Genomic DNA, 18439 nt, shown 5'->3' on the forward strand with positions numbered 1-18439 from the left:
CGTCCTCCGGCACCCACATCCGCAGATGCGACGCATGACGATCAACCTCGTTGCCATCGGGATCCAGGTGGACGTACTCGCCCTCCCACTCACCAAGGTGACGGGTCAGCAGCGGGAACTCCTCGTCCCAGGGATTCATCGTTCGTTCCTCTCTTCAGAGGTCGCGTCCTCATGACGCGACCGATTGGGCAAACCTTGCGGCGACGGCGACGGCCGTCTCACCCCCAGCGGAGCCACCTCCTGCCGGAGGGCGTCGGAGAGGCCCCTCAGGCCGAACTTCGAGGCCGCGTAGGCCGCACCCGTCGCGATAGCCGGTGAGGCCGGCACCCGAGTTGACGTTGATCGCCAGGGTCTCGTCCCAGTCCGCGGGATCGAGCCCGCTGGCCGTCCCGCGACGTGCACCCGGTCACCGAGCGAGGCTGCGACGCCCGTCGTCGGTGCTCATACGCCGGCGGCGCTCGGATCCCACTCGACCGCTAGGGCCCCGGGGACGCGACGCTCCTCTATGATGCGTTCGTCGGGTCGCTCGTGCCGGCCGAACGAGAAGATCACGGCCTCGGCACCCACCCGGCTGGTCTCGCCCCACATATTCGTGTTGCGGAACGCCACCTCGTCACCATCCACGGTCGCGGAGTACCAGTGCTCGTACGGGTCCTCACCCTCGCGCAGGTAGGTCACACGCTCGGTCCAGGCCGTTCCCTCCATCCGGCCTTCCTGCCGGCTGTCGAAGCGCTCGAGCACGGTGCCGTCCGGCTGCAGCACCGTGTAGGTCCCGGCCCACACCCCGGCGACCTTCTCGCGCAGGATGTCGTTGATCGTCATCAGATGACTCCCCGGTCGACCAGGTCGGTGATCACGCGCTGCTGGGTCGCCCGGAAGTCCTGGCGTGACGGCACTCCGTCGAGCTGGTTCGCGGGGTGGACGACCGTTCCCGCGTACGTCGGCGCGTACAGCTCGAACCGTTGCCTCGCCAGCACGTTCTCCATCGCGACCCGCCGCCGGAAGGCCCGCAGCCCGCCGAGATCGATCTCCGCGTTCGCCGCCATCGACGCACCGGACGCCGCCTCCGCGAGGACGAGGCCTCGGTGGTCGACGACCTTGCTCGACCCGTCGCCCGACATCTCCGGCAGCCCGCTGCCGTACAGGCCGGCCGTGTTCGCCGACACCACGTACGCGCTGTTCTCCACCGCGCGCGCGAGCTTGGCGATGTTCTTGGGCGACAGCAGCGCCGAGGCGACTTCGGACGAGTTGTGCACGAAGACCTCCGCGCCGCGCACCGCGAAGCACCGTGCGACCTCGGGATACAAGATCTCCTCCGACGCCATCGGCGCCAGCCGCCCGATCGGCGTGTCGGCGACCGGGAACAGCGAGTCCGGACCGTACAGCTCTAGGTAGCGGTCGAGCACGTCGTGCGGCGTCACCGACCACATCGAGTTCAGCCGCCGGTAGCGCAGCACGACCTCGCCCGCCGGGTCGAAGATCACGCATGCCTGGAAGTAGAGGTCGGGGAAGTGCTCGTCGAGCTCGTAGGCGTTGACCGACAGATAGACCCCGACGTCGGCGGCCACCTCACCGAGCCGCGCGTACTCCGTCCCGTCCACCGCGAGCGCGGCACGCTCCGCCCACTGCGGGACCGACTCCCCGCGCGGGGGCCCGGTGAGGACGTACTCCGGGAGGACGACGAGCCTGGTGTCGGCGCCGGAGGTCGCCACCGAGGCGGTGATCTCGCGGTGCAGCCGGTCGATGCCTGCCCGGATCGTCGACCGCGCGGACGCGGTGTCGGGGCAGTCGTTGACCGAGTGGCACGCCGTCTGCAGGGCGAGCGCGCGGTAGCGCGGGGCGTCTGTCACACCAGTGCCTTCGCCTCGTCGACCGCCTGGCCGATCGGCGTCGCCGTCAGCGACGCCTCCTGCATCGCGGCGTGCTCAAACATGCCGATATCCCCTTTCCGGTGAGCGAAACGCCATTTCAAATCGATGTGCTCATCCTTGACAACAAGGGGCTCCGAGGGGAAGGTTTCCGCGATATGTCAGGTAATTCGCCCCGTGACGGGCGACGACATCAGCGCTCGGCGAGCCGCGAACCGAGCAGGCGACCGAACGTCAGTGCGGGAGTCATGAGCATGCCGCTGCAGAAGGTGTTGCCGCATGTCGCGCCGGCACCGATCACCTCGCCGACGGCATAGAGACCCGGGATCGGGTCGCCACCGTTGGAGCGCACCGCGAACGAGTCGTCGATGTCGAGGCCCTGGAACGTCACCAACGTGATCGCGTGGTTGCGAAGCGCGTAGAACGGGCCCTTCTCGATCGGGGCGGGCAGATAGGTGCGCCCGAACTCAGGATCGTCCTGCGCGGCGACGTACGCGTTGTAGTCGGACACCGTCGTCGCAAGCCCCTCGACGTCGATCCCCGCCTTGTCCGCAAGCTCGGCCAGCGTGTCCGCCGAGTGGAGCCCCGGACGGGTGTCGACGACCGCGCGCACCTGGTCGGGATCCTTGCCGACGATCATCTCGTTGAGGTCGCCCGTGGACAGCGCCAGCGCCGCGTCGTCGAAGATCGTCCAGAAGGTCTGGTCCGCGATCGTCGCCAGCGCCCGTTCTTTCTCGTCGATGGACTCCTCGTCCTCGCGCACCCAGCGCTTGCCGTGCAGGTCGACGTAGATCTCGCGCGGCGGCCGCTCGCTGGTGAGGCGCTGACGGTCGTTCCAGTTGGCGCGCGTGGGGTTCTGCGGGTCCGGGAGACCACCGAACGTCGGCAGGTGGGTGCCCGCACCCTGCAGTCCGGCACCGGCTGCCAGGCCGAGCTGCAACCCGTCGCCGGTCGAGGTCTTGGCTGCGGCCGACACCAACGGCGCCCCCTCGAGCTCCTCGAAGAGCTCCGGCTCGGCGGCGTAGCCACCGGTCGCGAGCACGACCGCGTCGGCGTCGACGGCGATCTCGTCACTGCCGCGCAGCACGCTGACGCCGACGACGGCACCGGTCTCGTCCTGACGCAGCTCCACGACCGGGGTCTTGGTCCAGACGGTCAGGTCGTGCTCGGCGACCGTACGGTCGAGCTCCTCCTTGAGCACCTCGAAGACCGAGAGCCCTTCGTCCTTGCCGTAGTACGTCCGTGCGACCGTGTACGGCTCGTGGCCGTACACGAGCCTCGGCGTCTCTGGAGCGAAGGGGAAGTCGCGGTCCTGCAGCCACTCGATCGTGTCGGCGGCGTTCATGGCCACGATGCTGATCAGGTCGTCGCGGGCCGTGCCGCGGGTGATGCGGCGGATGTCGGCCAGGTGGGCCTCGGCGGAGTCCTCGACACCCTTCTCCGCCTGGCGGCGCGTCCCTCCGGCGGCCATGTGGCCACCGGTGACGTGCAACGTCCCCCCGACACGGGCGTCCTTGTCGACGAGGAGCACACGTGCTCCCCCCTGCGCGGCGTGGATGGCGCACGGGATGCCTGCGGTGCCGGCACCCACCACCACGACATCGAAGCGGGACTCGGTGCTGATGGAACTCACTCCTCGTAGACGCCGAGCAAGAGTCGGCAGATCGTCATTCGCGCGGTCCGTAAAGGGCGTGGTCCGCCCCGCGCCGAAGCGCGGGGCGGACCACACGCTCACATGCCGTCGCCGTCCCAGCGGCCGCGCGAGCGGCTGCGGACGGGCATGCTCGACAGGATCGGCGCCGGGATCGGGTCGCCGGCCTTCCAGACCCGTCCCGCGCCCCAGTTGTGCGCCTGGGTGTCGGTGCGCTCGTCGGCGTGCTCGGTGGCCTTGCCGACCCAGCCCCAGTCGAGGTTGATCGACTCACGCGCCGGCTCGGCGTGCTCGTGGTCGTGGTCGTGCTCGTGGTCGTGCTCGTGGTCGTGGCTGTGGTCGTGGTCGTGGCTGTGACCGTCGCCGTGGCCGTCGTGGCCGCCCTGCAGGTTGTAGGCGTCCATCGCCTTAGCGATCGCGATCGCGGCCTTGTCGACGCCCGAGCCGTGATGCGCGACCGGCGCGTCGTACTGGCCCTGGTCCTTCTGGAACTGCCACGAGGCGGTCAGCTGACGCATGTCCTCGTCGGTGCGCCACGGCTGCGCCATCGCGTGCGTCGAGTGCGCCCACCGGGTCGCCGGGTGCGGCGTCTCGTCCAGTCCCTCGGGACCGTAGTTGACGCCCTCGCCACCCCACATCACCCATTCGTTCTGGGTGTACCAGTTGGCCAGCTCGCCGTCCGAGCGCAGCAGCCAGGTCGCGCCACCCTCCATGGTGGTGAAGTGACCGTGCTTGACCCGCGCGGGGCGGAAGAAGTAGGTGCCGAGATCCAGGGTGCCGAAGTTGTACTCCATGTGGCCCTGGGTCGTGTACGCCTCCTCATAGCACGGGTGGTGCGCGAGACGGTGGTCTGCCCAGCCCTCCTGCGCGTGCACGAGCCGGGTGTAGAACCCGGTCGTCGGATCGACGTGGAGGTACTTGATGAACAGGCCGGGCATCGGGCCGGGGTTCGGCACCGCGTCCCACTGCATCGCGTCGGAGTCGATGACGATGACGTCCTCGCGGGCGTCGGCCCAGCGCGGCGCACCGGCCAGCGCCTCGACCGGGTCGAACCCGGCGTCACCGTACTCGCGGTAGTGCAGGATCTTGGTGCCCTCGGCGATCCGCAGGTAGTCGATCGGCACACCCTTGGGCGCGTACACGTAGCCGCCCTTGCCGATCTTGCGGCCGCCGTAGTCGATCTCGCCCTCGAGCACGTAGTACTCGGTGTTGGCGTGGTGGATGCCCGGACCACGGCCCCAGTCGGTGTGGAAGTCGACGCGCAGCGAGGACGAACCGTCCTCCTCGTCGACCGACAGCCGCCGCTCGCTGGCCCGCCCTTCGCCACCGGGCAGCTCCGCGGCGTGCCAGACGTAGTCGTCTTCCTGAATCAGCTCAACATGAGGTCGCACAGTCTTTCCTTCTCTCTCGCTCTTCTCGGTTCGGGTCGCCCGTGCCGGGCCGGAGGGACCGGGACCTACCCCGTCTCCTCGACGAAGGTGACGGGGAGCCCGTTCGGGGTGTCGACGAACGCGACTCGTCCACCACCGAAGATCGCCCCCGCTGCGCGGTGCGCCTCGGAGAGCACGCTACCGCCGAGGCGGCGCACTTGGAACAGTGTTTCGTCCAAATCGCCCACCACGAGCAGCCACCCGGTGTGGCCCAGGTGCTGTCCGGTGCGCTGGACGGCACGGCGGTCCACCCCCAGCGTCTGATCGTCCAGCCGGGTGACCTCCACGCGTGCCGTCGTCGGTCCCGCCAGGAACGACAGGCGCATCGTCGACCCGGGCGGCAGCTGCGCCATCTCGTCGAGGCCCGGGTGGGTGAATGAGACGTCGTACCAGCTGTCGAGCCCGAGACCGTCCGGGCCCCAGAAGGCCGCCTCCGCCTCGAAGTCGGGCACGTGGCACACGACGGAGGTGAGCTCGGTGTAGTGACGGTCCGGATCGGCGTCCCACGCGGCCGTGCCGCGCGCGGCGGCCGGCTCGACGAAGACCACGTCGACGCCCTCGGGCGCCAGCAGGAAGCCCTGGGTCACCGAGACGAGCGTGTCTCCCAGGGGCACCGCCCAGGTGGCCGGGGGCGTACGGAACCGCAGACCGGCCCCGGTGAGGTCGCTATGGCTCTGCGTGATGTCACGGGTATAGGTGTTGATCGCGATCAGCCCGGTGTCGGCCTGCATCGGGTGCTCCGGCGCGTCCTGGTCGGGGACCCGCAGGAGGATCAGGCGGCCGTGGCCCGCTCCGGCGGCCCTCAGCTCGGTGTACGGCAGAGCGCCGACGCCCTCGCCCCACAGGCGCTCGGCCTCGTCGGCCAGGAGCGTCCCCTCGGACGCGATCTCCCAACCGAGCTGACCGACGTACAGGTCGAGGTGCGCCTGCAGGTCGTTGACGCCGAGGAACGCGGCGTTGACGCCGCCGACCAGGGTGCTGCTCATCGGTTCTCCTCCTGGACGAGGGCGATCTCGAGCCCGGCAGGGCCACGCAGCGTGCCGTCGTCGGCCTGCTCCGCGCCGGCGGCGATCAGTGCCTCACGCGTCGCCGCGACGTCGTCGCAGAAGTAGACGATGCGCTGGACGCCACCGCCGGCGTCCGTCCGCTGCCCTGCGACACCGGTGAACGACATGATCTCGAGCCGCGCCGGCCGGTGCTCGGGTCCGCCCATGAAGGTCAGGCGCAGCTCAGCCCCGGCCGGCATCCCGACCAGCTCCTCGAACTCCGAGCCGGCCATCGTGCCGTCGAAGACCGTGCCGAGGCCACCGGCCTCGAAGAAGGCCACGGCGTCGTCGTGGTCGTCGACGACCAGGACCACGCTGTGGAGCTCGGAGTGGAGACGCTGCGGGTCCGCCGCGTACGCGTCGCTGGGGCGGTGGGCGCCGGTGACGGCCTGCGGGACGGTCCACCAGACGCCGTCGCGGCCGTAGCCGACCAGCTCGGACAGCGTGGCCGCTCCGTACGGATAGCTCACCGGGCGTCGCGACGCTCCACCGGCCGACTCGATCGCTTCGACGGTCTGCTCGAGGTCGCGGCTGTAGATGCCCAGGAGGCGGACCCCCAGGTCCCACGCGGCGGCGTCCTGCGGCACGGCATCCTGCGCGACGAGGCGCAGCCGACCCGCGGGCGCACCGGCCGCAGCGAGAAGCGCCCCGCCGTCGGTCTCCTCGACGACCTCGAACCCGAAGGCGCGACGGAGGAACGCGACGGCGGCAGGGAGGTCGGCGGTGGCGACGACGGCCTCACGGATACCGAGCAGGGTCATTACTCTCCTTCACCGGGATGTCGCGCTGTCACCGTCCGGGGTGCCACTCGCGGGTTTCGCTGGCCGAAACGCTGTTCCGAGATTAGACGGATCACCAGCCGCCGTCAATGGCACTACCCTGTCTGGAACGCCGTTTCAGAGCGGAGTCCCCCACCTTTTGCGCCCCACAGAGGAGCCCACGTGTCGATCACGACCGCGACCGGAGCACATGTCCCCGCCGTCACGCTGGCGCGACGCCCGGACGGAGTCCCTCGTCCCGAGGACTTCGCCGTCACGACGACCTCCGTACGCACACCGGGACCGGGCGAGGTCCGCGTCCGCGCGCTCGACCTCTCGCTCGACCCGTACATCCGGTCCGTCCTCGGCGACGGCCACCTCGCCGAGCCCGCACTGCCGATCGGCGGCGTGGTGCCGGGCACGGCGGTGGCCGAGATCGTCGATCCCGGAGACAGCGGCCTGGCCATCGGCGACCTCGTGATGGCCAGCACCGGGTGGGCCGCCGAGGCGGTGGTCTCGGCGAGCGGGCTCGTCCCCGTACGGGCGACCGCAGGCGTCCCGCTGTCGGCCGTCCTCGGACCGCTGGGGATGCCCGGACTCACCGCGTACGCCGCCCATGTCCGCCACGTGCGCCCCCAGCCCGGCGAGACCGTCGTCGTCACCGCGGCGACCGGCGGGGTCGGCGCGGTGGCCGCCGCGCTCGCCCGCGGCGCCGGCGCCCGCACGGTCGCCGTGGTCGGCAGCGACGCGAAAGCGACGGTCGCCCTCGAGCGGCTCGGGTATGACGCCGCGGTCGTCGGTCGCCGCGACGGCTGGCTCGACGCGCTGCACGAGGCGTGCCCCTCCGGGATCGACGGCTACCTGCACATGGCTGACCAGGCGACGCTGGACGGCGTCGCCGAGCACCTCGCGCGAGGTGCGCGCGTCTCGCTCATCGGGCTGATCGACCAGACCAACGGGGCGAGCCCGACGCGCCTGCGGGCGGGCGCCGTCATGGCCGCCCGAGCCGTCGTCCACGGGATGGTCGTCTACGACCACACCGACCTGATCGCGGACCAGGTCGCGGCCGTGTCGGCGATGATCCAGGACGGATCGTTCACGGTGCTCGAGGACCGCGTGCACGGGCTCGAGCACGCACCCGAGGCGTTCGCACGCCTGATGGCCGGCGAGAACATCGGCAAGGTCGTGGTCGAGGTCGCTCAGCCGACGCACCACTGAGAAGTGGAGCCGGGCTGGGCTGCGGTCGTCGCCGTCAGCGATGACCGCAGCCCAGCCGCTCGGATCAGCGTGCCGGACGCGACAGGTACTGACCGCCGCCCTGCGCCGTCACCACGCCGTCGGTGAAGACCTGCTGGCCGCGCACGAACGTGTCGGTGACCTTCGCGGTGAGCTCGACGCCCTCGAACGGCGTGTACTCCTGCGTCGACTCCGAGTCCTCGGCACGCACCGTCCACGTACGGTCGAGGTCGACGAGCGCGAGGTCGGCGTCCATGCCGACGGCGATCGCGCCCTTCCGGCCGCCCAGGCCATAGCGCTGAGCCGGGTTGGTCGCGGTCAGCTGCGCGATGCGGTCGAACCCGATGCCGCGCTTGCGGCCCTCGGTCAGCATGCCGGCGAGGAGGTACTCGGCTCCGCCGAAGCCGGACTTGGCGAGGAACACGTCGTCACGGTCGGCGCCGAACTTCTGCTCGTCGCGGCAGCACGCGTGGTCGCTCACGACCCAGTCGATCGTCCCGTCGGCGATGTAGTCCCACAGCGCCTCGACGTCCTCGCGCGGACGCAGCGGCGGGTTGACCTTGCCGCCGACGCCGTGCGCGGTGTGGCAGTCGGCGACCAGGTGGCCGACGGTGACCTCACGGCGGAAGTCGATGTGCGGGAACGTCTTGGCCATGAGCACGGCGGCCTCGACCGCCTTGCGCGAGGTGAGGTGGAGCAGGTTGATCGTCGGCAGGCCGGTCTCGTGCGCGAGGTACGAGGCGATTGACACGGCGAGGCCTTCGGAGTGCGGCGGCCGCGACGCGTGATAGGCCTCGAGCCCGGAGAGCGAGCCGTCCTCCTCGACGAGCTTGGTGTAGGCGCTCATGATCTCGGCGGTCTCGCAGTGCAGGGACAGCGAGATCTCGTCGGCGATGTCGGGAAACTGCTCACGCGCCGCCTGGATGCCGCGCATGATGAACTCGAAGTGGGCGTAGTCGTACCGCTCCCCCTCCGGGGTCATCAGAAACTCGCTCTGGTCGGTCGAGCGACCGTGCAGACCGTGGCTGCCGTAGAACATGAAGATCTTGAACGACGTCACCCCGTGCTCCTTGATGAGCGACGGGATCTCGTCGATGTGCCCCTTCGTCATCGGGGCGAGGTGGAACGCGTAGTCGACGATCGCGCTGTCCTTGGTCTGCTCGAGCACCTCGGGGAAGAAGTCGGCGTACGTCCCTCCCTTGTTGAGGTAGTACTGCCCCGTGCGCATGTAGTTCAGCGCCGTCGTGACGCCGCCCTGTGCGCACGCTCGGCTCTCGCTCGCCGCATCTTCGCGCAGCGGGTTGTAAATGCCCCAGTGCTGGTGGGCGTCGACGACGCCGGGGAAGACCGTGCGTCCCGTCGCATCGACGACGCGGGCGCCCTCGGTCGGGAGGTCGGGCTCGAGGCGGACGATCCGCCCGCCGGCGATGCCGATGTCGACCCGCTGCGGGGCCGACTCGCCGCTCAGTACGACATCGGCATTCTTGATGACCAGGTCCAGGTCGGTCATGGGGTCCTCCGAAGGTCTCGTCGTCTCACGAGGAGAAGGTTAGGGCGGTCAGGGGCTGCAGGACGGACGCGACGGCAGGCTGCTCGTCGAGCGTCTCCACGAGCGCGCGTACGCGGTTCGCGGCGTCTTCGTCGAGGCGACCCTCGACGTTGTCACGGAACTTGCGGGCCAGCTCGTCGCCGGTCAGCGGGCGGGCCGGGCCGCCCCGGTTGGTGAGGACCTCCTCGACCAGCGTCTCGCCGGACGTCGTCGTCACGGTCACGACGGCGGGGAACTGGTGCGGATAGATCGCGTCGCACCGTGCGTCCGGCACGACGTCGACCTTCGCCATCAGGGCACGGCGCACCGGGTCCTGGGCGAGCGCGTCGGTGTAGTCGTCGAGGCCGGTGCCCAGACCGCCACCGCCGAGCAGGCCGGCGACGACCGCGTACGGGCCGCTGAACTGCGCCTGGTAGCCGGTCTGCGGAGCACGCTTGGTCTCCAGCGGCGCACCGATCGTCCGGATCACCGCGGTGGGTGCACCGATCGTGATGCTCGCGACGTCTTCGGGGCGCACGCCACGGGCGCGCAGCGCGAGCCCGGCGTCGACGGAGGTGTGCGTGAAGTGGTTGGCCGGGTACGGCTTGAAGAAGATGTCCGGGACCGCCCAGCTCGTCCCGAGCCCCTCGGTGACCGCGTCCAGGTTGGGGCGGCTGCCGTGCAGCCACGCCTCGAGGAAGCCGAAGCGTCCCTCGATGACCGTCGGCGGTCCGGTGAAGCCGTGCCGGACGAGCTGCGCCGCGCTCACGCCGGCCTGGGCGGCGAACCCGCAGTGCAGGCGCTTGACGGTGCCACCGGTGCGGTTGGCCTCGATGATGCCCGCCGCCATCGACGCCGCGATGCCGAGTGCGTCGAGGACGCCCTGCTCGTCGGCCCCGTACGCGAGCGAGGCCGCCACGGCGCTGCCCATCGCCCCGGTGATCGAGGTGGCGTGCTGGCCGTGCTCGAAGAAGACGGAGTTGCCGAGCTCGTGGTCGTAGCCGGCCATGCCGAGACGGACGGCCACCTCGATCCCGACCGCGGCCGCACGGACGGCGAGCGCCCCGTCGGCGCCGGCGTGCTCGGCCGCGGCGAGCGTCGCCGGGACGACGCTCGCGCTGGGGTGCAGCACGGACGGCAGGTGGGTGTCGTCGTAGTCGAGGGAGTGCGCGAGGACGCCGTTGACGAGCGCGGCCTGCGCGGCCGTGACGCGATCGGGCACACCGACGGCGCTCGCCTGCGCGTGGCCGCCCTGGTCGGCGACGTACGCCACGATCGCGGCGCTGGTGTCGAGCCGGTGCGCGGCGACGCAGAGCCCGAGGACGTCGAGGATCCGCTGCTTCGCGCTCGCGGTCACCGCGGCGGGGATGCTGTCGCGTGCTGCCGAGACGGCGAAGCGCGCGATCTCCTGGCCGAGCGTCTCGGCTTCGGTCGTCGCCTGCGCGGGCGTGGCCTGCGCGGGTCGTGCCGGCGCCTCAGTCACGACCGACCACCGCCAGCGGGCGTACGGGGGACCCGGTCGCACCGAACAGCGGCAGCGGGGCGAGCACGAACATGAAGCTCGTGACCTGCTCGGCGGCAAGCTGCTCGAGGTCCATCGCCTCGATGATGTAGATGCCGTTCTGCACGAGCAGGACGCGGTGCGCCGGCAGCGTGGCGTGCCCGGCACCCGGCGGCAGGCACTCGTACGCGATGGTGTCGGCGCCGGTGGCGTGCACCTTGTGATCGGCGAGCCACTGCGCGCCCGCCGCACCCACTCCCGGCACGCCGGCGTCCAGACCGCGGTACATCGCGCCGTCGCCGGAGTCGAAGTGCTGCCCCCAGCCGCTGCGCACGAGCACGACGTCGCCCTCGTTGATCGGCGTCTGCTGCGCCGCGACGGTCGCCTCGAGGTCGGCGACCGTGATCTCGTAGCCAGGCTCCAGCCGTCCGACGCCCACGGTCCGCGGCACGTCGAGGAGCACCCCACGACGCACCATCGGGGCGATCGTGTGCGCACCGAGCTCGACGTAGCGACCCCCCTCGAGTGCGTCGGCGACGTCGATGTCGCCGTAGAGCTTGCCGTCTTGCGACACGTGCACGAGCGCGTCGATGTGGGTGCCGACGTGGGTGCCCATCGAGATGATGTCGTTGGCCGCCGACCCGCCGTCCGCGCGCACCATGTCGCCATGGCGACGCGGGTGGGCGTGCCAGTAGGCGGGGTGGTTCGGCGACTGCGGCATGCCCACAGTCAGCTGACGGCCGAGGTCGATGACCCGGACGCCGCTCTGCAGCACGTCGAGCAGGCGGTCGGTGGTCGAGGCGGTGCCCGGAGTGGTGGTCATGTGCTCCTCGTCGAGTACGGGGCGCGGCGTCATCGCACGACGCCGCGGCTACGGAGTTCGGCGACGTGGTCGGCGTCGACGCCGAGCTCGTCGCACAAGATGGCGTCGGTGTCGGCGCCCGGGGAACGTCCGGTGAAGCGGATCCGACCTGCGGTCTCGGACATGCGCCACATGACGTTGTGCTGCAGGACGGGACCGAGGTCGGCGTCGTCGACCTCGACGAGCATCTCGGTCTCGCGGACGTGGACGTCCTCGGCAAGGTCCTTCGCCGAGTAGATCGGCGCCACGGCGGCACCGGCCTCGGTGAACGCCGTGACGACCTCGTCGCGGGTGCGTGCACCGATCCACCCGCCGACGTAGCCGTCGAGCAGGTCCGCATGCTCGGCGCGGCTGTGGCCGGAGGCGAACCACGGCTCGTCCAGCACCTCGGGGTGTCCGACCAGCCGGAGCACGCGCTCGGCGATCGCCTGGGCGCTGGTGGAGATCGCGACCCAGTGCCCGTCCTTGGTCTGGTAGGTGTTGCGTGGGGAGTTGTGGTGCGAGCGGTTGCCGTTCCTGCGGCCGACGGTGCCCAGCTGCTGGAAGACGGTGGGTCCGGGGCCGACGGCCGCCATGATCGGCTCGAGCAGGCTGAGGTCGATCACCTGGCCACGACCGCCGTTGCGCTCGCGCTCGAGCAGCGCCATCGAAACCGCCGACGACGCGGCGATGCCGCAGATCGAGTCGGCGAGCCCGAAGGCCGGGAGGGTGGGCGGACCGTCAGGCTGACCCGTGAGGTGCGCGAAGCCGCTCATCGCCTCGGCGAGCGTGCCGAAGCCCGCGCGCGACGCGTACGGGCCGGTCTGCCCGAACCCGGTGATGCGGGTGAGGATCAGCCCCGGGTTGATCTCGAGGAGCCGCTCGGGGCCGATGCCCCAGCGCTCCAGCGTGCCGGGGCGGAAGTTCTCGACGACGACGTCGGCGGTCGCGACCAGGCGCTCGAACACCTCCGCGCCCTCGCGTGCCGAGAGGCTCAGGCCGATCGTGCGCTTGTTGCGCGAGATCTCCTTCCACCACAGCGGCACGCCGTCCTTGCTCTCGCCGTGCCCTCGCATGCTGTCGCCGCGCTCGGGGTGCTCGATCTTGATCACCTCGGCACCGAAGTCGCCGAGGATCTGGCAGCAGAGCGGTCCTGCGAGGATCGACGACGCGTCGATGACGCGAAGTCCGGTGAGCGGGCCGTCCGACATCCGTGAGCATCCTTCCACCCGGACGTTCCACAAAATGGAACGCTGTTTCAGACAGCGTAGGGGCGCGCGCGGATCGCCGTCAACCTGCCTGCACACGTCTCGAAGGCGTGCAGGGGTCAACGGGTGTCGTGCCTGGAACATAGTTCCAGGCAGGGCGGTGGGTGGCGGCGCGTCTCAGACGAGGAACTGGAAGGCCGGGTCGTCCGGCGACAGCTTCTGGGCGCGCAGCGGCGACTCCGCGAGGCGCTGGACGAGCCCCGGCAGCTCTGCGGGCGAGCCGAGCTCGATGCCGACGAGCGCCGGCCCCGTCTCACGGTTGTGCCGCTTCACGTACTCGAAGAGCGTGATGTCGTCGTCCGGCCCCAGCACCACGTCGAGGAAGCGACGCAGCGCGCCCGGCTCCTGCGGGAAGTCGACGAGCCAGTAGTGCTTGACGCCCTTGGACACGAGTGCCCGCTCGATCACCTCGGCGTAGCGGCTCACGTCATGGTTGCCGCCGGACACCACGACGACGGCGGACTCGCCCGGCGCCACGACTCCGGGGAGCCGCAGGGCCGCGGCCGCCAGCGCGCCCGCAGGCTCCGCGATTACGCCATCGACCTCGAACAGGTCGAGCATCTCCTCGCTCACGCGCCCCGGGTCCACCGACACGAGCTCGACCGGGTGCCCGTCGCGCGCCAGCGCCGCGAGCACGGCATAGGCGTGGTCGCCCACGCGCCGGACCGCGGCGCCGTCGACGAACGCGTCCACCTCGTCCAACGTCACCGGACCACCGTGCTGCACCGCGGCAGCCATGCTCGCCGCGCCTGACGGCTCCACCCCCACGACACGGGTCTGCGGGTGGCGCGCGGCGAGCCACGCCGCCATCCCCGCGATCAGGCCGCCGCCGCCGACCGGGACCACGACCACGTCCGGCGCGGACCCCGACGCCGCCTGCGCCTCGTACTGCGTCACGACCTCCATGGCCACGGTGCCCTGTCCCGCGATCACGTGCGGGTGGTCGAAGGCCGGGACCACGGTGGCTCCGCTGCGCGCCGCATCGGCGGACGCGGCCGCGCTCGCCGCGTCGTACGTGTCGCCCCCGACGATGACCTCGACGTGCTCGCCACCGAGGACGGCGATGCGCTCGCGCTTCTGGCGCGGCGTGGTGCGGGGCAGGTAGATGCGGGCGGTGGCGCCGAGAGCCCGCGCCGCGTAGGCGACGCCCTGCGCGTGGTTGCCGGCGCTCGCGGCGACGAGGCCACGTCCACGCTCCTCGGCGGTGAGGCGGGAGATCATGTGGAACGCGCCGCGCAGCTTGTACGAACGAACGGCCTGCAGGTCCTCGCGCTTGACCCACACGTCGGCCCCCGTCCGCTCGCCGAGCCGGGTGGCGCGCTCGAGCGGGGTCCGGATCGCGACCCGCGAGACGGGTGCGTACGCGGCTTCGATGTCGTCGGCGGTCACAGGCACGCCGTCCACATTAGGGACCCCGCAAGGTCCCGTCGGCAGCCGGGTGAGGCGCCGTGGCGCCGCGCATCAAGATCGCGTCAACGCCGGTCAAGGTCACGTCAAGGCCGCACCGATCGCCGAGACGGCGACGTTGACTCGACCTCATGAGTCTTGACACCGGCCTCCTGATCACCCTGGTGGCCCTTCTGATCGGCTATCTGGTCGCCTCCCTCATCCACCCGGAGCGGTTCTGATGAGCGACGGTCTCGCAGGCGTGCTGAGCCTGCTCACCGTGGTCGGCCTGCTGGCCCTTGCCTACCGACCCCTCGGCGACTACATCGCCCGGACGCTCGAGAGCCCGCGGCACAGCCGCGTCGAGCGCCCGCTGTACCGGCTCGCCGGCGTCAACCCGGACGCGACGCAGAGCACCCGCGCGTACGCGCTCGCCGTCATCGGGTTCTCCGTCGTGAGCCTGGTCCTCCTCTCTCTCCTGCTGGTGCTGCAGTCCTTCCTGCCGTACTCGCGCGACATGGACGGCATGCCGTGGGAGATGGCACTCAACACGGCCGCCTCCTTCGTGGCCAACACGAACTGGCAGTCGTACGCCGGTGAGTCGACGCTCGGCTGGACGGCCCAGACCGCCGGCCTCGCCGTGCAGAACTTCGTCTCGGCTGCCGTCGGCATCGCCGTCGCCGTCGCGCTCATCCGTGGTTTCACGAGAAACCGTTCGGACCAGCTCGGCAACTTCTGGGTCGATCTCGTCCGCGTGAGCCTGCGGGTCCTCCTCCCGATCGCCTTCATCGGAGCCGTGCTGCTCGTGATCGCGGGCACCGTGCAGAGCTTCGGTGCCGACCAGGTCGTGGACACGATCACCGGTGGGCAGCAGACGATCACGACCGGCCCGGCGGCGAGCCAGGAGGCGATCAAGGAGCTCGGCACCAACGGCGGAGGGTTCTACAACGCCAACTCGGCGCACCCCTTCGAGAATCCGAACGGCTTCTCGAACCTGCTGGAGATCTTCCTCATGCTGCTGATCCCCGTCGCCCTCACCCGGACGCTGGGCACGATGCTCGGCAACCGCAAGCAGGGGTACGCGGTGCTGGGCGCGATGGCCGGCCTCTTCTTCACCTCGCTCGCGATCACCACGTGGGCCGAGGTCGGCGCGCACGGCGACTCCGCCCAAGCTGCGGGCGCCGCGATGGAGGGCAAGGAGACCAGGATCGGGGAATGGGCGTCGGCCCTCTTCGCCACGGTGACGACCGGAACGTCCACCGGCGCGGTCAACTCCGCCCACGACTCGTACACGCCGACCGGCGGCGGCGCCGTCCTCGTGAACATGATGCTCGGCGAGGTCACGCCGGGCGGTGTCGGCGCCGGGATCTACGGCGTCCTCGTGATGGCGATCCTCGCGGTCTTCGTCGCGGGCCTCATGGTCGGTCGTACGCCCGAGCTGCTCGGCAAGAAGATCCGGTCGACCGAGATGCGCTACGTCGCGCTCTACACGCTGACCACGCCGACCCTCGTCCTCGTCGGTGTCGGGATCGCGATCGCGCTGCCCAGCACCGCGGCGGCGATGGGCAACCCGGGAGGCCACGGCTTCTCCGAGGTCGTCTACGCCTTCACGTCGGCGGCGAACAACAACGGCAGCGCGTTCGGCGGCATCACGGTCACGTCCACGTTCTTCCAGCTGATGCTCGCCGCGGCGATGCTGCTCGGCCGGTTCGTGCCCATCCTGTTCGTCCTCGCCCTGGCCGGCTCGCTCGCGCGCCAGGGAAAGGTCCCCGCGACCGCCGGCACCCTTCCCACCCACACTCCCCTGTTCGCGGGCCTGCTGGTCGGGGTCATCCTCGTGATGACCGGACTGACCTACTTCCCCGCGCTCGCCCTCGGTCCGATCGCGGAGGCCCTCGCATGACCCTCTCCCAGCTCGTGAGCCAGGTGCCCACGGCCCTGGCCAAGCTCGACCCGCGCCACATGTGGCGCAACCCGGTGATGTTCGTGGTGCTCGTCGGGTCCGTCCTCACCACCGTCCTCGCGCTCGCCGACCCCGACTTCTTCACGATCGCGATCGCGGTCTGGCTGTGGTTGACGGTGATCTTCGGCAACCTCGCCGAGGCCGTCGCCGAGGGGCGCGGCAAGGCGCAGGCCGCGTCGCTGCGCGCTGCCCGCAAGGACACCGTCGCGCGCCGCCTCGAGCGCGACGGCATCGAGACCGAGGTGCCCGGCACCGACCTCAAGATCGGCGACCGGGTGGTCGTCGAGGCCGGCGAGGTCATCCCCGGCGACGGCGACGTCGTCGAGGGCATCGCGTCGGTCGACGAGTCCGCGATCACCGGCGAGTCCGCACCCGTGATCCGCGAGGCCGGCGGAGACCGATCTGCGGTGACCGGCGGCACCACCGTGCTGTCCGACCGGATCGTCGTGAAGATCACCGCGGCCCCCGGCAGCACGTTCCTCGACACGATGATCGCGCTTGTCGAGGGCACATCGCGGCGCAAGACCCCCAACGAGAACGCGCTGACGATCCTCCTCTCCAGCCTCACGATCGTCTTCCTGCTCGCCGTGGCGACGCTGGCGCCGATGGCCGACTACGCCGGTGCGCCGCAACGCACGCTCGTCCTCGTCGCGCTGCTCGTCTGCCTGATCCCGACCACGATCGGGGCGCTGCTCTCGGCGATCGGTATCGCCGGCATGGACCGGCTCGTCCGCGTCAACGTCCTCGCGATGTCGGGGCGTGCGGTCGAGGCCGCGGGCGACGTCGGCACGCTGCTGCTCGACAAGACCGGCACGATCACGTACGGCAACCGGCGCGCGACGTCCTTCGTCCCGCAGGCGGGTCTGGACCGCGAGGTCCTGCGGGACACGGCACGGCTCTCGAGCCTCGCCGACCCCACGCCCGAGGGTCGTTCGATCGTGGAGCTCGCCCTCACGCAGGGTGCTCCTGACGTGCCGCTCCCGGCCGGGGCGCAGGTCGTCGAGTTCTCCGCATCGACCCGCATGTCCGGGGTCGACCTCGCCGACAGGACGGTGGTCCGCAAGGGCGCCGCGTCGGCCGTCCTCGCCTGGCTCGACCAGACCGCACTGCCGCCCAGCGTCGAGTCGGCCGTCGAGCGGATCAGCGCGGACGGCGGCACGCCGCTGGTCGTCGCCGTCCGTCCCCCGCACGGTGCGGGACAGGTCCTCGGTGTGGTCCACCTCAAGGACGTCGTGAAGCCCGGCATGGCCGAACGGTTCGCCGAGCTGCGCCGGATGGGCATCCGTACGGTCATGGTGACCGGCGACAACGCGATCACCGCGAAGGCGATCGCCGCGGAGGCCGGTGTGGACGACGTCCTCGCCGAGGCGACGCCCGAGGAGAAGATGGCCTTCATCCGTCAGGAGCAGGCCGGCGGCCGCCTGGTCGCGATGACGGGTGACGGCACGAACGACGCCCCCGCGCTGGCCGCAGCCGACGTCGGCGTCGCGATGAGCTCGGGTACGTCGGCCGCCAAAGAGGCCGGCAACATGGTCGACCTCGACTCCGACCCGACGAAGCTCATCGACATCGTCGAGATCGGCAAGCAGCTGCTCATCACGCGCGGTGCGCTCACGACCTTCTCGGTCGCGAATGACGTCGCCAAGTACTTCGCGATCATCCCTGCGATGTTCGTCGCGGCGTACCCGAGCCTCGAGAGTCTCGACATCATGCGGCTGCACAGCCCCGAGTCGGCGATCCTCTCGGCGGTCGTCTTCAACGCGCTCATCATCGTCGCGCTGATCCCGCTGTCGCTCAAGGGCGTGAAGTACCGCGTGACCACGGCGGCCGGCCTGCTGCGCCGCAACCTCCTGGTCTACGGACTCGGCGGCCTGATCGCGCCCTTCCTCGGGATCAAGATCATCGACCTCCTCCTCGCGAGCCTCTTCGGCTCCGCACTCTGAGCCCGTACGACTGAGCCCAT

At 70.7% G+C, this 18439-nt stretch carries 16 protein-coding genes; 4 read left to right on the top strand and 12 right to left on the bottom strand.

Annotated features, from left to right (window positions below; translation table 11 throughout):
• Window positions 1-441: 441 nt before the first annotated feature.
• The 7 genes from ACFSDF_RS00005 to ACFSDF_RS00035 all read right to left on the bottom strand — a co-directional run bounded on the left by ACFSDF_RS00005 (window position 442) and on the right by ACFSDF_RS00035 (window position 6756).
• Window positions 442-822 carry a hypothetical protein gene (locus tag ACFSDF_RS00005; RefSeq protein ID WP_167000442.1) on the bottom strand — a complete coding sequence of 127 codons (381 nt, stop codon included), beginning with the start codon at window positions 820-822 and terminating at the stop codon, window positions 442-444.
• Window positions 822-1850, bottom strand: coding sequence for a nitrilase-related carbon-nitrogen hydrolase (locus tag ACFSDF_RS00010; RefSeq protein WP_167000444.1), 1029 nt, complete (start codon window positions 1848-1850; stop codon window positions 822-824). Before ACFSDF_RS00010 ends, ACFSDF_RS00005 begins: the two co-directional genes overlap by 1 nt.
• Window positions 1847-1972 (bottom strand): hypothetical protein, encoded by a 126-nt coding sequence (locus ACFSDF_RS00015; protein ID WP_255490669.1) that lies wholly within the window; start codon window positions 1970-1972, stop codon window positions 1847-1849. The genes ACFSDF_RS00010 and ACFSDF_RS00015 overlap by 4 nt, the downstream gene beginning before the upstream one ends.
• Before the next feature lie 89 nt (window positions 1973-2061).
• Entirely contained in the window at window positions 2062-3501 is a 1440-nt protein-coding gene (locus ACFSDF_RS00020; protein ID WP_243842813.1) for an FAD-dependent oxidoreductase, read from the bottom strand.
• A gap of 98 nt (window positions 3502-3599) precedes the next feature.
• Window positions 3600-4910, bottom strand: a complete 1311-nt coding sequence (locus ACFSDF_RS00025; protein ID WP_167000446.1) for a DUF4437 domain-containing protein — start codon at window positions 4908-4910, stop codon at window positions 3600-3602.
• 65 nt (window positions 4911-4975) lie between these two features.
• The gene (locus ACFSDF_RS00030) at window positions 4976-5935 is read right to left on the bottom strand and encodes a VOC family protein (RefSeq protein WP_167000448.1); all 960 of its coding nucleotides are present in this window, start codon (window positions 5933-5935) and stop codon (window positions 4976-4978) included.
• Window positions 5932-6756, bottom strand: coding sequence for a VOC family protein (locus tag ACFSDF_RS00035; RefSeq protein ID WP_377155545.1), 825 nt, complete (start codon window positions 6754-6756; stop codon window positions 5932-5934). The genes ACFSDF_RS00030 and ACFSDF_RS00035 overlap by 4 nt, the downstream gene beginning before the upstream one ends.
• A gap of 180 nt (window positions 6757-6936) precedes the next feature.
• Between ACFSDF_RS00035 and ACFSDF_RS00040 the strand changes: the two genes are divergently transcribed.
• Window positions 6937-7971, top strand: a complete 1035-nt coding sequence (locus tag ACFSDF_RS00040) for an MDR family NADP-dependent oxidoreductase (protein WP_167000452.1) — start codon at window positions 6937-6939, stop codon at window positions 7969-7971.
• 64 nt (window positions 7972-8035) lie between these two features.
• On the opposite strand, the gene ACFSDF_RS00045 is transcribed toward ACFSDF_RS00040, so the two are convergent.
• From ACFSDF_RS00045 to ilvA, 5 genes are all read right to left on the bottom strand, one after another.
• Complete coding sequence (locus ACFSDF_RS00045) at window positions 8036-9499, bottom strand: dihydroorotase (RefSeq protein ID WP_167000454.1); 1464 nt, start codon at window positions 9497-9499, stop codon at window positions 8036-8038.
• A gap of 25 nt (window positions 9500-9524) precedes the next feature.
• Window positions 9525-11000, bottom strand: a complete 1476-nt coding sequence (locus ACFSDF_RS00050; protein WP_182397118.1) for an MmgE/PrpD family protein — start codon at window positions 10998-11000, stop codon at window positions 9525-9527.
• Entirely contained in the window at window positions 10993-11841 is an 849-nt protein-coding gene (locus ACFSDF_RS00055; protein ID WP_167000456.1) for a cyclase family protein, read from the bottom strand. The genes ACFSDF_RS00050 and ACFSDF_RS00055 overlap by 8 nt, the downstream gene beginning before the upstream one ends.
• Window positions 11842-11870: 29 nt before the next feature.
• Window positions 11871-13070, bottom strand: a complete 1200-nt coding sequence (locus tag ACFSDF_RS00060; protein ID WP_167000458.1) for a CaiB/BaiF CoA transferase family protein — start codon at window positions 13068-13070, stop codon at window positions 11871-11873.
• A gap of 174 nt (window positions 13071-13244) precedes the next feature.
• Window positions 13245-14522, bottom strand: a complete 1278-nt coding sequence (ilvA, locus tag ACFSDF_RS00065; RefSeq protein WP_377155549.1) for a threonine ammonia-lyase IlvA — start codon at window positions 14520-14522, stop codon at window positions 13245-13247.
• 143 nt (window positions 14523-14665) lie between these two features.
• Between ilvA and kdpF the strand changes: the two genes are divergently transcribed.
• The 3 genes from kdpF to kdpB are packed head-to-tail and all read left to right on the top strand — an operon-like array spanning window position 14666 to window position 18419.
• Window positions 14666-14755: a K(+)-transporting ATPase subunit F gene (gene kdpF, locus ACFSDF_RS00070; RefSeq protein WP_167000460.1), complete on the top strand. Its 90-nt coding sequence runs from the start codon at window positions 14666-14668 to the stop codon at window positions 14753-14755.
• On the top strand, window positions 14755-16416 hold the full coding sequence (kdpA, locus tag ACFSDF_RS00075) for a potassium-transporting ATPase subunit KdpA (protein ID WP_167000461.1): 1662 nt from the start codon (window positions 14755-14757) through the stop codon (window positions 16414-16416). Before kdpF ends, kdpA begins: the two co-directional genes overlap by 1 nt.
• Window positions 16413-18419: a potassium-transporting ATPase subunit KdpB gene (gene kdpB / locus ACFSDF_RS00080; RefSeq protein WP_377155552.1), complete on the top strand. Its 2007-nt coding sequence runs from the start codon at window positions 16413-16415 to the stop codon at window positions 18417-18419. Before kdpA ends, kdpB begins: the two co-directional genes overlap by 4 nt.
• The last annotated feature ends 20 nt before the right edge of the window (window positions 18420-18439 follow it).

It is taken from the genome of Mumia zhuanghuii (genome assembly GCF_042681565.1).
Taxonomy (GTDB): domain Bacteria; phylum Actinomycetota; class Actinomycetes; order Propionibacteriales; family Nocardioidaceae; genus Mumia.

Bases quoted from the DNA above. Each gene is read 5' to 3' on its own strand.
- ACFSDF_RS00005 (WP_167000442.1), bottom strand. From the start codon at position 822: ATGACGATCAACGACATCCTGCGCGAGAAGGTCGCCGGGGTGTGGGCC.
- ACFSDF_RS00030 (WP_167000448.1), bottom strand. From the start codon at position 5,935: ATGAGCAGCACCCTGGTCGGCGGCGTCAACGCCGCGTTCCTCGGCGTC.
- ACFSDF_RS00035 (WP_377155545.1), bottom strand. From the start codon at position 6,756: ATGACCCTGCTCGGTATCCGTGAGGCCGTCGTCGCCACCGCCGACCTC.
- ACFSDF_RS00045 (WP_167000454.1), bottom strand. From the start codon at position 9,499: ATGACCGACCTGGACCTGGTCATCAAGAATGCCGATGTCGTACTGAGC.
- ACFSDF_RS00055 (WP_167000456.1), bottom strand. From the start codon at position 11,841: ATGACCACCACTCCGGGCACCGCCTCGACCACCGACCGCCTGCTCGAC.
- ACFSDF_RS00060 (WP_167000458.1), bottom strand. From the start codon at position 13,070: ATGTCGGACGGCCCGCTCACCGGACTTCGCGTCATCGACGCGTCGTCG.
- kdpF (WP_167000460.1), top strand. From the start codon at position 14,666: ATGAGTCTTGACACCGGCCTCCTGATCACCCTGGTGGCCCTTCTGATC.
- kdpA (WP_167000461.1), top strand. From the start codon at position 14,755: ATGAGCGACGGTCTCGCAGGCGTGCTGAGCCTGCTCACCGTGGTCGGC.
- kdpB (WP_377155552.1), top strand. From the start codon at position 16,413: ATGACCCTCTCCCAGCTCGTGAGCCAGGTGCCCACGGCCCTGGCCAAG.